The sequence below is a fragment of the Halomonas nitroreducens genome (assembly GCF_003966155.1).
Classification (GTDB): Bacteria; Pseudomonadota; Gammaproteobacteria; order Pseudomonadales; family Halomonadaceae; genus Halomonas; species Halomonas nitroreducens.
On the sequence record NZ_RXNS01000008.1, the window covers coordinates 116,300 to 131,173 of the forward strand.

The window sequence follows — 14,874 nt, forward strand, 5'->3', positions numbered from 1 at the left end:
CTTACCAGACCAGCTCGGCCGGTTCGCGGCGGCTGGCGTTGACCCGGACCTCGACGAGGCGGCCATCGGCGAAGTGCAGGACGCGATGGGCGATGTCGGCGATCACCGCGTTGTGGGTGATCAGCACCGTGGTGGTGCCGAGCGTCCGGTTGACGGTGAGGATCGCCTCCAGCACCAAAATGCCGGTGGCACTGTCCAGGGCACCGGTGGGCTCGTCGCAGAGCAGCAGTGCCGGGCGCTTGGCGATGGCCCGGGCGATCGCCACCCGCTGCTGCTCGCCGCCCGAGAGCTGAGCGGGAAAGTGATCCAGGCGCTCGCCGAGGCCGACCATGTTCAGGGCCTCGGTGGGCGTCATGGGGTCCCGGGCGATCTCGGTGACCAGCGCCACGTTCTCCCGGGCGGTGAGGCTGGGAATCAGGTTGTAGAACTGGAAGACGAAACCGACGTGCTCGCGACGGTAACGGTTCAGGGCGCGCTCGTCGCCGGCGGTGAGGCGTCGGTCATGGAACCACACCTCGCCGCTTGTCGGCACGTCGAGGCCGCCCAGCAGGTTGAGCAGCGTCGACTTGCCGCTACCCGAGGGGCCGAGCAGCACCACCAGCTCGCCCTCGGCGAAGTCCACATCGACGCCGCGCAGCGCCTGGACCTCCACCGCGCCCATGCGGTAGGTCTTGGTCAGGCCGCGGGCCCTGAGCGCCGTCGGCGGGGGGCTGCCGTTCGGGGATGTCGTCACCTGGTCCCTCTCGGTCATGGCTACACGGAAAGGGGGCACCGCGAAGGTGCCCCGCGCCTGCAGTATAGCGATTGGCCCGGACGCGGCCGGCCCGCGGCCCGTCGTTGTCGCCCGAGGGCTTTGCGTTCCGGGCCGGGCTGCCGGACACTGGTCCCCACGCCACCGAGAGTGAAGAGCACCGCTCCCATGCATCAAGTCCACGACGGCGAGCCGCTGTCTATCGGCTTCGTCCTGTTGCGTCGGTTCACCATGCTGCCTTTCGCGGCCTTCGTCGACTGTCTGCGCCTGGCGGCCGACGAAGGCGATCGCAGCCGCCAGCTGCGCTGTCACTGGGTCTTCATGACCAGCGCCGGCCAGGACGCCATCTCCAGCTGCGGGGCGGCCGTCACCCCGTGCACGGCCTTCCGCGACCCGGCCGAGTTCGATTACATCGTGGTCATCGGCGGGGTCCAGGACGAACATGACGCGGTCGACGAGACGGCCATCGCCTATCTGCGCCGGACGGCCGACGCGGGCGTGCCCCTGGTGGGACTCTGTACCGGCGTCTTCGCGCTGATCCAGGCCGGACTGATGAACGGCCGGCGCTGCTGCGTCAGCTGGTACCACCATGGCGACCTCACCCGGCGCTTTCCCGATATCGAGCCGGTGGCCGACCGCCTGTTCATCGATGACGGCGACCTGCTGACCTGTGCGGGGGGCATTGCCTCGGCCGACCTGGCCGCGCACCTGGTGGAGCGTCACCTGGGCAAGGCCTGGGCCATGAAGAGCCTGCATATCATGCTCATCGACGAGGCCCGCCGCGGCGAACATCCCCAGCCTCAGCCAGTGGTCTTCGACAAGGTCGAGGACCGGCTGGTGCGCCGCGCCATCGCCATTCTCGAGCAGCACCTGGGCGAACCGCTCGGCGTGGATGCCCTCGCCGAGCGCCTCGGCACCTCGCGGCGCAATCTGGAGCGGCGTTTCCGCGAGGCACTGGGGGTGGGGCCGCGCAAGTTTGCCCGGGACCTGCGCCTGCGCTACGGCCTGTGGCTGCTGCACTACACCGCCAAGAGCGTCACCGAGATCGGCGAGCGCTGCGGCTTTGCCGATACCGCCCACTTCTCGCGACACTTCCGCGAGACCTTCGGCGCCACCCCGTCGGCGGTGCGCAAGTCGGCGGGGGAGAGCGATGGCGCCGCGGTGGATCCCTTCTTCCTGCATATCAAGGCCCGTCCCGCCAGCCGCTAGGCGGTGGGGCAATCGGCGGGCCAGGGGCCGGCGCTGGGGTGTCGGCCCTTTTTTGGCGTGAGAGTCGGAAAAAATACAAAACCCTCTGAAAATATAATTCCTTTATATACATGATGTTATATTTGAATGTCGCGAACATCATGTGAATGTTGTCGCAAACGTTCAATCTTCATGGGGCGGGATTGGCTATCAATGACAGCCAAGGTGAGAGCGCGGCGGGCAGGACGGACCGGCCAGCCGGCGGGCTGTCTTTTGCGATGATGTCGGTGTCGTTTCCAGGATGCCGCGCGTTTCACTTTTTCTTAACGTTGTGAAGCCAATCCCCAGGGTGACGAGATGAACGCCAACAACCTTACAACGACCGATCCCCAGATCGCCGCCGCCATCGCCGATGAAGTGGCACGCCAGGAAGCCCACATCGAGCTGATCGCCTCGGAGAACTATGCAAGCCCGCAGGTCATGGAAGCCCAGGGGAGCCAGCTCACCAACAAGTATGCCGAGGGCTATCCCGGCAAGCGCTACTATGGCGGCTGCGAGCACGTTGACGTGGTCGAGCAGCTGGCCATCGAGCGCGCCTGTGCCTTGTTCGGCGCCGACTACGCCAACGTCCAGCCCCATTCCGGCGCCCAGGCCAACGCCGCGGCCTTCATGGCCCTGGTCTCGCCGGGCGACACCGTGCTGGGCATGAGCCTGGCCCATGGCGGCCACCTGACCCACGGCGCGGCGCCGAACTTCTCCGGCAAGTACTACCATGCCGTCCAGTACGGCCTGAACCCCGACACCGGCGAGATCGACTACGACGAGGTCGAGCGCCTCGCCCACGAGCACCAGCCCAAGCTGATCATCGCCGGCTTCTCGGCCTACTCCCGGGTCATCAACTGGCGCCGTTTCCGCGACATCGCCGACGCCGTGGGCGCCTGGCTGCTGGTCGACATGGCGCATGTCGCCGGCCTGGTCGCGGCCGGCCACTACCCGAGCCCGCTGCCTCACGCCCATGTGGTCACCACCACCACCCACAAGACCCTGCGCGGCCCCCGCGGCGGCCTGATCCTCTCCGCCAGCGGTGACGAGGCGCTGTACAAGAAGCTCAATGGCGCAGTCTTCCCGGGCCAGCAGGGCGGCCCGCTGATGCATGTCATCGCCGCCAAGGCGGTGGCCTTCCGCGAGGCCATGAGCCAGGACTTCGTGCGCTACCAGGCCCAGGTCATCGACAACGCCCGGGCCATGGCCAGCGTCTTCGTCGCGCGCGGCTTCGACGTGGTCTCCGGCGGTACCGACGACCACCTCTTCCTGGTCTCGCTGATCAAGCAGGGCGTGACCGGCAAGGACGCGGATGCCGCCCTGGGCCGGGCGCATATCACCGTCAACAAGAACGCGGTGCCCAACGACCCCCAGAGCCCCTTCGTGACCTCGGGGCTGCGCATCGGCACCCCGGCGGTGACCACCCGCGGCTTCGGCCAGGCCGACTGCGAGGCCCTGGCCGGCTGGATCTGCGACATCCTCGACGCCCTGGGCGCGGAGGCCGACAGCGCCGCCGTCGAGGCCGAGGTGCGCGGCAAGGTCGCCGAGCTGTGCGGCCGCCACCCGGTCTACGGCCAGGCCGCCGCCGAGATCGGCGAGACTTCCTACGCGTGAGCCCGACCCCGCCGGCAAGTCGGCGGGGCCCTCTGAGGAGATTCCTATGCAACGTTATTCCGGCTTCGGGCTGGTCAAGCACGCGCTGAGCCACCACGAGAACTGGCAGCGCCAGTGGCGCAACCCCACGCCCAAGAAGGCCTACGACGTCATCATCATCGGTGGCGGTGGCCACGGCCTGGGGACCGCCTACTACCTGGCCAAGGAATTCGGCATCAAGAACGTCGCCGTGATCGAGAAGGGCTGGCTGGGCGGCGGTAACACCGCCCGCAACACCACCATCGTGCGCTCCAACTACCTGTGGGACGAAGCCGCGGCCCTCTACGAGCACTCCATGAAGCTGTGGGAGGGCCTGTCCCAGGACCTCAACTACAACGTCATGTTCTCCCAGCGCGGCGTGCTCAACCTGGGTCATACCCTGCAGGACATGCGCGATATCCAGCGCCGGGTCAACGCCAACCGCCTGAACGGCATCGACGGCGAGGTGCTCGACGCCAAGGGCGTCCAGGAACTGGTGCCGATCATGGACTGCTCGAAGAACGCCCGTTACCCGGTGATGGGTGCCTCCTGGCAGCCGCGCGCCGGTGTGGCCCGCCACGATGCCGTGGCCTGGGGCTTCGCCCGTGCCGCCGATGCTCACGGCGTGGACATCCTCCAGCAGACCGAGGTCACCGGTTTCAAGATCCGTGACGGCCAGGTCTACGGGGTGCACACCAACCGCGGCGACATCGAGGCCAAGACCGTCGGCTGCGTGGCCGCCGGCAACTCCGGCGTGCTGGCCGGCATGGCGGGCCTCAAGCTGCCGCTGGAGTCGCATCCGCTGCAGGCGCTGGTCTCCGAGCCGCTCAAGCCGGTGCTCGACACCGTGGTGATGTCCAACCACGTGCACGGCTACATCAGCCAGTCCGACAAGGGCGACCTGGTCATCGGCGCGGGCATCGACGGCTACAACGGCTACGGCCAGCGCGGCAGCTACCCCACCGTGGAGCACACCCTGCAGGCCATCGTGGAGATGTTCCCGATCTTCTCCCGGGTGCGCATGAACCGTCAGTGGGGCGGCATCGTCGACACCTGCCCGGACGCCTGCCCGATCCTCTCCAAGACCCAGGTCAAGGGGCTGTACTTCAACTGTGGCTGGGGCACCGGCGGCTTCAAGGCCACCCCGGGGTCGGCCCACGTGTTCGCCGCCAGCCTCGCCAAGGGCGAGATGCATCCGATCGCCGAGCCGTTCTCCATCGACCGCTTCAACACCGGAGCGCTGGTCGACGAGCACGGCGCCGCCGGCGTGGCCCACTAAGGAGATTCCGCCATGTTCTACATCCACTGTCCCTACTGCGGCGAGCTCCGGGAAGAGGAGGAATTCCATCCCAAGGGCCAGGCGCATATCGCCCGCCCCGCGGATCCCGCGTCCTGCAGCGACGAGGAGTGGGGCGACTACCTGTTCTTCCGCGACAATCCCCGCGGCATCCACCACGAGCTGTGGGTGCACGCCGTGGGCTGCCGCAAGTTCTTCAACATCACCCGTCACACCGTGACCTACGAGATCCTCGAGACCTACAAGATGGGCGAGCAGCCGAGGTTCACCGCCGAGTATCCCGAGGGCCGGCCGTCCCGGGATCGCGTCGAACCGGCACCGCTTCGTGAAGGAGTCCGCGCATGAGTCAGCTCAATCGTCTCGCCCGCGGCGGGCGCATCGACCGCTCCCGCAAGCTGAGCTTCACCTTCAACGGCAAGCGCTATCAGGGCCATGCCGGCGATACCCTGGCATCGGCGCTGCTCGCCAATGGCGTCGACATCGTCAACCGCAGCTTCAAGTACTCGCGTCCCCGCGGCATCGTCGCCGCCGGCGCCGAGGAACCCAATGCGGTGGTCCAGCTCGGCAAGACCGAGGCGGGCCAGGTGCCCAACGTGCGGGCCACCCAGCAGGCGCTGTTCGACGGCCTGGAGGCCTGCAGCACCAACGGCTGGCCGAACGTCCAGCGCGACATGATGAGCCTGGTCGGCAAGCTGGGCGGCAAGTTCATGCCGCCGGGGTTCTACTACAAGACCTTCATGGCCCCGGCCTCCATGTGGATGACCTACGAGAAGGTCATCCGCAAGAGCGCGGGCCTGGGGCGCAGCCCCATGGAGAACGACCCGGACATCTACGATCACCTGCACCAGCATTGCGACGTGCTGGTGGTCGGCGCCGGCCCGGCGGGCCTCGCCGCGGCCCTGGCCGCGGCGCGCAGCGGGGCGCGGGTGATCCTGGTCGACGAGCAGGAGCAGATGGGCGGCTCGCTGCTGGATACCCGCGAGCTGCTCGACGACAAGCCGGCGGACCAGTGGGTCGCCGAGGCCCTGCAGGAGCTGGCCGGCCTGGACAACGTCACCTTGCTGCCGCGCACCACCGCCAACGGCTATCACGACCACCACTTCGTGACCCTCCACGAGCGGCGTACCGAACATCTCGCCGAGACGGCCCCGCTCAAGGACGGCCGTCGCCAGGTGCGCTCGCGCATGCACCGCGTGCGCGCCGGCCGGGTCGTGCTGGCCACCGGCGCCCACGAGCGCCCGCTGGTCTATGGCAACAACGACGTGCCGGGCAACCTGCTGGCCGGCGCGGTCTCGACCTATGTGCGTCGCTATGGCGTCGTGCCGGGCAAGCGGCTGGTGCTCTCCACCAGCAACGACCATGCCTATCGCGCTGCCCTGGACTGGCTGGAGAACGGCTGCGAAGTGGTGGCCATCGCCGACGCCCGTGCCAACCCGGACGGCGAGCTGGTCGAGCAGGCCCGGGCTCAGGGGATCCGCATCATCACCGGCAGTGCGGTGATCGAGGCCAAGGGCGAGAGCCGGGTCAGCGGGGCGCGGGTGGCAAAGGTCGACCTAGATGGCTTCCGGGTGGCCGGTGCCGTCGAGACCCTGGACTGCGACACCATCGCCAGTTCCGGCGGCTACAGCCCGGTCATCCACCTGGCCTCCCACACCGGTGGCCGGCCGACCTGGCGCGACGACATCCTCGGCTTCGTGCCCACCCTGGTGAAGGGCGTGAGTGCGGCCGGCGGTGCCCAGGGCGTCTATGCCACCGGCGAGGTGCTGACCGACGGCGTCGCGGCGGGCCGCCAGGCGGCTGCGGAGGCCGGCTTCGAGGCGGCCTCGGTGAGCCTGCCCCAGGTTGCCGCGCGTCGCGACGGCGCGGCCTGCGCGCTCTACCAGGTGCCCCACGAGAAGCCGACCCTGCGGGCGCCAAAGCAGTTCGTCGACCTGCAGAACGACGTCACTGCGGCGGGCATCGAGGTGGCCACCCGCGAGGGCTTCGAGTCCATCGAGCACGTCAAGCGCTACACCGCCATGGGCTTCGGCACCGACCAGGGCAAGCTCGGCAACATCAATGGCATGGCCATCGCCGCCCGCTTGCTGGGGCGCTCGATCCCCGAGGTCGGCACCACGGTCTTCCGGCCGAACTACACGCCGGTGACCTTCGGCGCCATCGTCGGCCGTCACTGCCGGGAGCTGTTCGATCCCGAGCGCTACACCGCCATGCACCAGTGGCACGTGGAGCACGGCGCCGAGTTCGAGGACGTGGGCCAGTGGAAGCGCCCCTGGTACTTCCCGCGCCAGGTCGACGGCAAGACCGAGAGCATGTTTGATGCGGTGGCCCGGGAGTGCCGGGCGGTGCGCGAGGCGGTGGGTATCCTCGATGCCTCCACCCTGGGCAAGATCGACATCCAGGGTCCGGATGCCCGCGAGTTCCTGGGTCGGGTCTACACCAACAAGTGGGCCAAGCTGGCCCCGGGGCGCGTGCGCTACGGGCTGATGTGCAAGGACGACGGCATGGTGTTCGACGACGGCACCACCAGCTGCCTGGGCGAGAACCACTTCCTGATGACCACCACCACCGGCGGTGCCGCGGGTGTGCTGGAGTGGCTGGAACTGTGGCACCAGACCGAGTGGCCGGAGCTCGACGTCTACTTCACCTCGGTGACCGATCACTGGGCAACCATGACCGTCACCGGACCGGAGGCGCGCAAGCTGATGTCGGAAGTCACCGACATCGACCTGGACAAGGAAGCCTTCAAGTTCATGGACTGGCGCGAGGGCAGCGTGGCCGGCGTGCCGGCGCGGGTGTTCCGGATCTCCTTCACCGGCGAGCTGGCCTACGAGATCAACGTCCAGGCCAACTATGCCCTGCATGTCTGGGAGACGCTGTTCGCCCACGGCGAGAAGTACGGCCTGACGCCCTACGGGACGGAAACGATGCATGTCTTGAGGGCGGAGAAGGGCTTTATCATCGCCGGCCAGGACACCGACGGCTCGGTGACGCCGGAGGACCTGGGCATGCACTGGGCGGTCGGCTACGATAAGCCGTTCTCCTGGATCGGCCAGCGGGCGCTGACCCGGCCGGACACCGCGCGCACCGACCGCAAGCAGCTGGTGGGCCTCAAGCCCAGGAACGCCAAGGTGGTGCTGGAGGAGGGCGCGCAGATCGTCTTCGACCCGAAGCACGCGATCCCCATGCCGATGGTGGGGCACGTGACCTCGAGCTACTACAGCCCGACCCTCGACTCGGGCTTCGCCCTGGCGGTGGTCAAGGGCGGTCAGCAGAAGATGGGCGAGACCGTCTATCTGCCCATGGCCGACGGCCAGGTCCATGAGGCCGAGATCGTCAGCCCCATCTTCCTCGATCCCAAGGGAGAGCGTCAGAATGTCTAACGTCGCAACCTTCGATACCCGCACCGAGGCCAAGATCCCGGTGGAATCGCCGCTGACCTACTCCTACCGCCGCTCGGGGGCCCCGGCCCCCACCGGCAAGAGCCGGGTGGTGCTGCGCGAGCGGCCCTTCCTCGGCCACCTGATCCTGCGCGGTGGCGCCATCGTCCTCGACGAGGCGGTGCGCGAGGTACTCGGCGTCTCGCTGCCCGGCGAGCCCCAGGGCCTGGTGCAGGACGCCGACGGCGAGCGCAGCGTCCAGTGGCTGTCGCCGGACGAATGGCTGGTCATCGTGCCCGGGGGCGAGGAGTTCGAACTCGAGAACCGGCTGCGCGCGGCCCTGGGCGATGCCCACTTCGCCATCAGCAACGCCAGCGGCGGCCAGACCCTGGTCGAGCTCGAGGGCGAGGCCGCCCGGGAGCTGCTGATGAAGTCGGTGATCTACGACGTCCACCCCAGCCACTTCCCGGTGGGCAAGGGCGTGACCACGGTGTTCGCCAAGACCACCGTGATCCTGCGCCGGCCGGCCGAGGACCGCTGGGAACTGGTGGTACGCCGTAGCTTCGCCGACTACACCTATCGCTGGCTGCTCGACGCCGGCGAGGAGTACGGCATCGGCGTCGAGCGCTGATCCCGGCCTCTTCCCTCACGCGCGTTTCCAGGCCGGGGCTTGCCCCGGCCTGCTTCGTCAGGAGACATCCCATGAGCCCCATGAATCGTAGTGTCGATATGAGCGCCGATACCTGGATCCTCACGGCCCAGTGTCCCAGCCGGCTGGGCACCGTGGACGTGGTCACGCGCTTCCTCAAGGAGAGCCGCTGCTACATCACCGAGCAGCAGTCCTTCGACGACCGCCATGCCGAGCGCTTCTTCATCCGCACGGAGTTTTTCCCCCAGGACCCCGGGTTCGATGCCGAGGCCTTCCAGGCCGCCTTCGCCGCCCGGGCGGAGGAGTTCGAGATGGACTTCGAGCTGACCGCCCCGGACGCGCGGATGCCGGTGGTGATCATGGTTTCCAAGGCCGACCACTGCCTGAACGACCTGCTGTATCGCTACCGTACCGGTCAGCTGCCCATCGACATCCGCGCGGTGGTTTCCAACCACCCGGACCTCGAGGCCCTGGCCAGCTGGCATGGTCTGGCCTATTACCATTTCCCGATCACCGCGGACACCAAGGCCGAGCAGGAGGCCCGGGTCTGGGAGGTGATCGAGGAGAGCGGCGCCGAGCTGGTGATCCTGGCCCGCTACATGCAGGTGCTGTCCAGCGAGATGTGCGAGAAACTCGCCGGCCGGGCCATCAATATCCACCACTCGCTGCTGCCCGGCTTCAAGGGCGCCAAGCCCTACCACCAGGCCTACGAGAAGGGGGTCAAGCTGGTCGGGGCCACCGCCCACTACATCAACGACGACCTCGACGAGGGGCCGATCATCTCCCAGGGCGTGGAAGCCGTCAGCCATGCCGACTACCCGGAGGACCTGGTCGCCAAGGGACGTGATATCGAGTGTCTGACCCTGGCCAGGGCAGTGGCCTACCACGTCGAGCGGCGCGTCTTCCTGCACAAGCGCCGTACGGTAGTGTTCAGCCGCTAGACAGCGGGAGTCGGCGGGAGGCCTGCTGGCCCCTGCCGCCCGCCGCCAGGCGGGGGCCACCAAGCGGCATGCAGCTAGGGGCTGGCCCGGCGGCCGCGCACGGTCATGACGACGCCGGCGATGGCGATGGCCATGCCGGCCAGCGAGATGGCCGGGAGCCGCTCATCGAACAGCCACCAGGCCTCCAGGGCGGTGGCCGGTGGCACCAGGTAGAAGAGGCTGGCCACCCGGGAGGCCTCGCCGCGCTCGATCAGGGTCATCAGCAGCAGGATGGCGCTGATCGACAGCACCAGTACCAGCCAACCCAGCGTCAGCAGGAAGGTTGGTGTCCAGTCGATCGTCCGGGTCTCGAACATCAGGGCACCCAGCCCCAGTACCGCGCCGGCGCCCAGATACTGTGCCACGGTCCCCCCCAGCAGCGGCATGCCGGCGCAAAAGCGCTTCTGGTAGAGCGTGCCCAGCGAGATGCCCACCAGCGCCACCACCACGGCCCCCAGCGCCGTGACTCCGAAGCCCTGGAAGAGGGTGGCTCCCGGGTCCAGCTTGCCGCCCAGCACCAGGGCGACCCCGACCAGCCCTACCAGCAGTCCCAGCCACTGTCGCGGGGCCAGTCGCTCGCCCAGCAGCGGTCCCGAGAGGGCCGCCGTCAGCAGGGGCTGCAGGCCCACCAGCAGCGAGGCCAACCCCGCCGGCATGCCCAGCTCGATGCCGTAGAAGACCCCGCCCAGGTAGGCGCCATGCACCAGCAGGCCGGACACGGCGGCATGCCCCCAGAGCACAGGGCCACGCGGCCAGTCGCCGCCCAGCAGCATGACCAGCGGCACCAGCAGCAGCAGTGTCAGGACGAAGCGCACGGTCAGGAAGGTGAAGGGTTCGGCATAGGGCAGGCCGAACTTGGCCCCGATGAAGCCGGTGCTCCACAGGACGACGAACAGCAGGGGCATGGCGGCCAGCCAGGCTCGCCGGTGACGTTCCATTGTCATGAGAGGCACTTGGCGCTAAGGGCGAGGGAGCATCATCGCGGACTTTCCCGCCCAATGCCAACCCGGGGCATTGTTCAATGGTCGTAGATTTTGCGCTCCGCCAGATTGGTCAGACCATCGGTTCCCGCCTGGGGAACAAAGGGTTATCAGTTTTCACAATAAGGTAAGACCAATTATGCCAATGGCCATGCGTTGAAAGTATGTATTGGCCAGTTCGAGGGTTTTCGCTACTTTTATTCGTGGAAGAGATTTCCAAAGACATGGAGTGTGCTGTCCATGCCATATGCGAGCCGACGTCATATTGGTCGGTCAACTTGTCCAGTGGCATGGAGTGAGACCAGGAGTGACTACAACAAGACCCCGTCGGCGCTTGGTGCGAGACGGGCACAACACCAACGAGGAGTCCTCGCCATGCAAGACGACAAGCAGCTCTCGCGCACCCCGTCCGATGTCGAACCGTCGGTCTCCGACGCCGGTTTCCGGACCCCCAGTCGTCGCAACTTCCTGAAGGCCGCCGCCGTCGGCTCCGCGGCGGCCGTGGCGACCCCCTGGGTGGGCAATGTCCAGGCCCAGCAGGGGATTCGCATCCGCATGCAGTCCTCCTGGCCGCCGGGCACCCCGGGCTATCGCATCTTCGAGGAATGGGCCAAGGGGGTGGCGGAGGCGACCAGCGGCGAGGTCAGCATCGAGCCCTTCCCGGCAGGCGCCGTAGCCGGGGCCTTCGAGGTCGCCGATGCCGTGCGCAACGGGGTGCTCGACGGCCAGAACTGGTTCACCGTTTACTGGCCGGGCAAGATGCCGGCGGGGGTCTTCCTGACGGCCTACCCGATGGGCCTGTCCCTGCCGCACCAATGGGACGTGATGTTCGGCGCCTACGGCGGCTTCGGCCTTGCCAAGGACCTGTATCGCAAGCAGGGCCAGGAGCTGCTGGGCTATGTCCACCATGACATGAACCTGATCCACTCCAAGAAGCCGCTACGCAGCTTCGATGACTTCCAGGGCGTCAAGCTGCGCATGCCCGGCGGTATCGTCGCCGAGACCTTCGCAGCTGCCGGGGCCCGCACCACCCTCTTGCCGGGCTCCGAGGTATATCCTGCGCTGGAAAAGGGCACCATCGATGCCGCCGACTACACCGGCGCGGCCAACAACTACGAGCTGGGTTTCTGGCAGGTTGCCGACTACATCATCATGGGGCCGCCTTCCACCCCCTGCCTGCACCAGGCCGTCGACCTCATGGATATCTCGGTCAACCGTCGCGTCTTCGAGCGCATGTCGCCGCAGACTCAGGATCTCATGCATGACCTGGTGGCGGCCTACTCCCGCGAGCATTACGCGGCGATCCAGAAGGCCAATGCCGAGGCCTGGCCCAAGTACCGCGAGAAGGGCATCGAGATCATCCATCTCTCCGAGGAGGATGCCGACCGCTTCCGCGAGGTTGCCGTGCCGCTGTGGTTCAAGTGGGCCAACAAGGATCCCGATGCCGCCCGGCTGTTCAAGGCGCATCTGGACACCATGATGGACCCCGCGATTGCCCTGATCACCGAAGAGGACATCAAGGACTACGAGCTCAATCTGTAAGTCTTTCGCGCCCGCCCGGGACCAGAGCCGCGGGGCTCTGGTCTGCGGGCCGGGCGCCATTAACCCGTCATCCCGATCCCCTCGACGCATTGTTCCGTTGCCATCACCCCCGGCTGATGGTGCTGCGGAGGAGTCCCCATGAATCTCGAGATCAATTTTGTCCTGCCGCACTGGTTGTACTGGTCGGTGCTGCTGTTGCTTCCCCTGCTGGTGATGTTCTTCGTCGAGCGCAGCTTCCGGCGCGGGGGAATCGTCGACGGCGGCGATACCGCCGAGGTGCCGGCCGGCGAGGAGCCGGCCGTCGTCGCGGAGGCCCCGGGCAACCTCTTCACTGCCATTGTCGACCGTATCTCAGGGTTCGCCGGTCGCTATGTGGCCTACTGGGCTCTGATTGCCCCCTTCGCCTTCACCTACGAGGTGGTGGTGCGCTATGCCTTCAACTCGCCGACCAACTGGGTCCACGAGTCGATGACGCTGATGTTCGGCATGCAGTACCTGCTCGCCGGGGCCTTCGCCCTGCGCGAAGGAGGGCATGTCCGCGTGGACATCCTCTATAGCCGAGCCAGGCCGCTCAACAAGGCTGCCCTCGACCTGGTGACCTCGGTGTTCTTCTTCATCTTCACCATCGCCCTGATGGTCACCGGCTGGAAGTTCTTCTCGCAGTCGGTCAGCGATGCAGTCTTCTTCGGCTCCAGCTATGCCAATGAGGTGTCCTTCACCGAATGGGCGGTGCAGTACTACCCGGTCAAGTTCATGCTCTTCTTCGGCGCGGTGCTGCTGCTGCTGCAGGGGATCGGCCAGCTGATCCGGGACTTCCAGGTGTACCGCCAGCACTGGCAGGCGGACAATGGCGGTCGCGCCTTCGCCATGGTGTTGCTGGGCCTTGGGGTGGTGCTCGCCGGCTGGACCCTGTTCGAGATGGTCAACGTCGCCGTGACCGATTACGACAGCCTGGCGGGCAGTCTCGAGAACAGCCTGTACGGCATGAGCATCGGTGGCCTGACGCTGGTGATGTTCGGTTCCCTGATGGTGGTGCTGGTGGCCGGCCTGCCGCTGGCCTTCGTCACCGGCGGCCTGGGCGTGGTGTTCCTCTACCTGGTGGGCGACCAGGCGATGCTCAACCTGATGCCATCGCGCATCTTCCCGATGATGACCAACTACCAGCTCTCGGCCATCCCGCTGTTCATTTTCATGGCTTCGGTGCTGGAGAAGGCCGGCATCATCGAGGAGCTCTTCGATGTCGTCTACAAGTGGATGGGCGGGCTTCGGGCGGGGTTGGCAATCGCCACCATCATCGCCTCCACACTGCTCGCCGCCATGGTCGGCGTCATCGGCGCCGCGGTGGTGACCATGGGCCTGATCGCGTTGCCGGCGATGCTCAAGCGCCACTACAACCCGGAGATCGCGATCGGCTCGATCATGGCCGGCGGCACCCTGGGCATCCTGATCCCGCCGTCGATACTGGCCATCATCTATGGCGTCATCGCCCAGCAGTCGGTAGGGGAGCTGTATCTCGGTTCACTGATACCCGGCCTGCTGCTGGCCACGATGTACGGCCTCTACTGCTGGCTTCGCGGTACCCTGAACATCCGCATGGCTCCGCCGATGCCCGAGGAGGACCGGGTTGGCATGGGCGAGAAGCTGCGGCTGCTGCGCAACATGCTGGCGCCCATCGTGCTGGTGCTGCTGGTGCTGGGGATCATCTTCACCGGGGTGGCGACTCCCGTGGAAGCGGCCGGCATCGGGACCTTCGGTGCCCTGGTGGTGGCGGCGATGCACCGCCGCCTGACCTGGCCCAACCTGCATGCCGCCTGCATGACCACCCTGGTCGCCACCGCGATGGTGATGTGGATCATCTTCGGCGCCAGCATCTTCGTCGGTTTCTATATCCTCCAGGGCGGCCAGCAGTTCGTGCAGGACCTGATCACCGGTGCCGGTCTCGGTCCCTATGCGGTCCTTGGGGTGATGATGGTGCTGCTCGTCGCCCTGGGCATGTTCCTGGACTGGGTGGGCATCCTGCTGCTGGCGGTGCCGATCTTCGTGCCGCTGATCCAGGGCCTGAGCTTCGACGGTGTGTTCGGGCTGCCCGGCGTGGCTCCTGCCGACGTCTCGCTGTGGTTCGGTGTCATCTACCTGGTGAACATGCAGATGTCCTTCCTCAGCCCGCCGTTCGGCTATGCGCTGTTCTACATCAAGGGGGTGTGCCCGCCACACATCACCATGGCGCAGATCTTCAAGTCGTCCTTCCCGTTCCTGGGCATCCAGGCCCTGGGGTTGATCCTGGTCATCCTCTTTCCGGCCCTGGTGACCTGGCTGCCGAACCTCGCCTACGGCTAGTCGGCGGCCCCGTCACGGCCCACAACGCTCCCGAGGGGGAGCGTTGTCTTTTCAAACTGTTACACGATCATGGTGAACCCTCGGGGGCAATACCCGTCA

At 67.0% G+C, this 14,874-nt stretch carries 11 protein-coding genes; 9 read left to right on the top strand and 2 right to left on the bottom strand.

The features are described from left to right. Position 1: 1 nt before the first annotated feature. Complete coding sequence (locus tag EKG36_RS09960) at positions 2 to 733, bottom strand: ABC transporter ATP-binding protein (protein ID WP_246007480.1); 732 nt, start codon at positions 731 to 733, stop codon at positions 2 to 4. A 186-nt stretch (positions 734 to 919) separates the two neighbouring features. Here EKG36_RS09960 and EKG36_RS09965 point away from each other — a divergent pair, with 186 nt between their 5' ends. The 7 genes from EKG36_RS09965 (at position 920) to purU (ending at position 9,877) form a co-directional block, all read left to right on the top strand. Beyond that, positions 920 to 1,960 carry a GlxA family transcriptional regulator gene (locus EKG36_RS09965; protein ID WP_126483613.1) on the top strand — a complete coding sequence of 347 codons (1,041 nt, stop codon included), beginning with the start codon at positions 920 to 922 and terminating at the stop codon, positions 1,958 to 1,960. A gap of 336 nt (positions 1,961 to 2,296) precedes the next feature. Beyond that, complete coding sequence (gene glyA / locus EKG36_RS09970; RefSeq protein ID WP_126483615.1) at positions 2,297 to 3,595, top strand: serine hydroxymethyltransferase; 1,299 nt, start codon at positions 2,297 to 2,299, stop codon at positions 3,593 to 3,595. Between the two features lie 46 nt (positions 3,596 to 3,641). Beyond that, on the top strand, positions 3,642 to 4,892 hold the full coding sequence (locus EKG36_RS09975; protein ID WP_126483617.1) for a sarcosine oxidase subunit beta family protein: 1,251 nt from the start codon (positions 3,642 to 3,644) through the stop codon (positions 4,890 to 4,892). 12 nt (positions 4,893 to 4,904) lie between these two features. Beyond that, complete coding sequence (locus tag EKG36_RS09980) at positions 4,905 to 5,255, top strand: sarcosine oxidase subunit delta (RefSeq protein ID WP_126483619.1); 351 nt, start codon at positions 4,905 to 4,907, stop codon at positions 5,253 to 5,255. Continuing rightward, positions 5,252 to 8,290, top strand: a complete 3,039-nt coding sequence (locus tag EKG36_RS09985) for a sarcosine oxidase subunit alpha family protein (RefSeq protein WP_126483621.1) — start codon at positions 5,252 to 5,254, stop codon at positions 8,288 to 8,290. The genes EKG36_RS09980 and EKG36_RS09985 overlap by 4 nt, the downstream gene beginning before the upstream one ends. Beyond that, a complete protein-coding gene (locus EKG36_RS09990; protein ID WP_126483623.1) occupies positions 8,283 to 8,918 on the top strand; it encodes a sarcosine oxidase subunit gamma in 636 nt (211 codons plus the stop codon). Before EKG36_RS09985 ends, EKG36_RS09990 begins: the two co-directional genes overlap by 8 nt. Before the next feature lie 71 nt (positions 8,919 to 8,989). Further along, the gene (purU, locus tag EKG36_RS09995) at positions 8,990 to 9,877 is read left to right on the top strand and encodes a formyltetrahydrofolate deformylase (protein WP_246007481.1); all 888 of its coding nucleotides are present in this window, start codon (positions 8,990 to 8,992) and stop codon (positions 9,875 to 9,877) included. Between the two features lie 74 nt (positions 9,878 to 9,951). On the opposite strand, the gene EKG36_RS10000 is transcribed toward purU, so the two are convergent. Then, on the bottom strand, positions 9,952 to 10,860 hold the full coding sequence (locus EKG36_RS10000) for a DMT family transporter (RefSeq protein WP_126483625.1): 909 nt from the start codon (positions 10,858 to 10,860) through the stop codon (positions 9,952 to 9,954). A gap of 411 nt (positions 10,861 to 11,271) precedes the next feature. Between EKG36_RS10000 and dctP the strand changes: the two genes are divergently transcribed. Next, positions 11,272 to 12,438 carry a TRAP transporter substrate-binding protein DctP gene (gene dctP / locus EKG36_RS10005; protein WP_126483627.1) on the top strand — a complete coding sequence of 389 codons (1,167 nt, stop codon included), beginning with the start codon at positions 11,272 to 11,274 and terminating at the stop codon, positions 12,436 to 12,438. A gap of 138 nt (positions 12,439 to 12,576) precedes the next feature. Continuing rightward, complete coding sequence (locus EKG36_RS10010; protein ID WP_126483629.1) at positions 12,577 to 14,775, top strand: TRAP transporter large permease subunit; 2,199 nt, start codon at positions 12,577 to 12,579, stop codon at positions 14,773 to 14,775. Positions 14,776 to 14,874 lie beyond the last annotated feature (99 nt).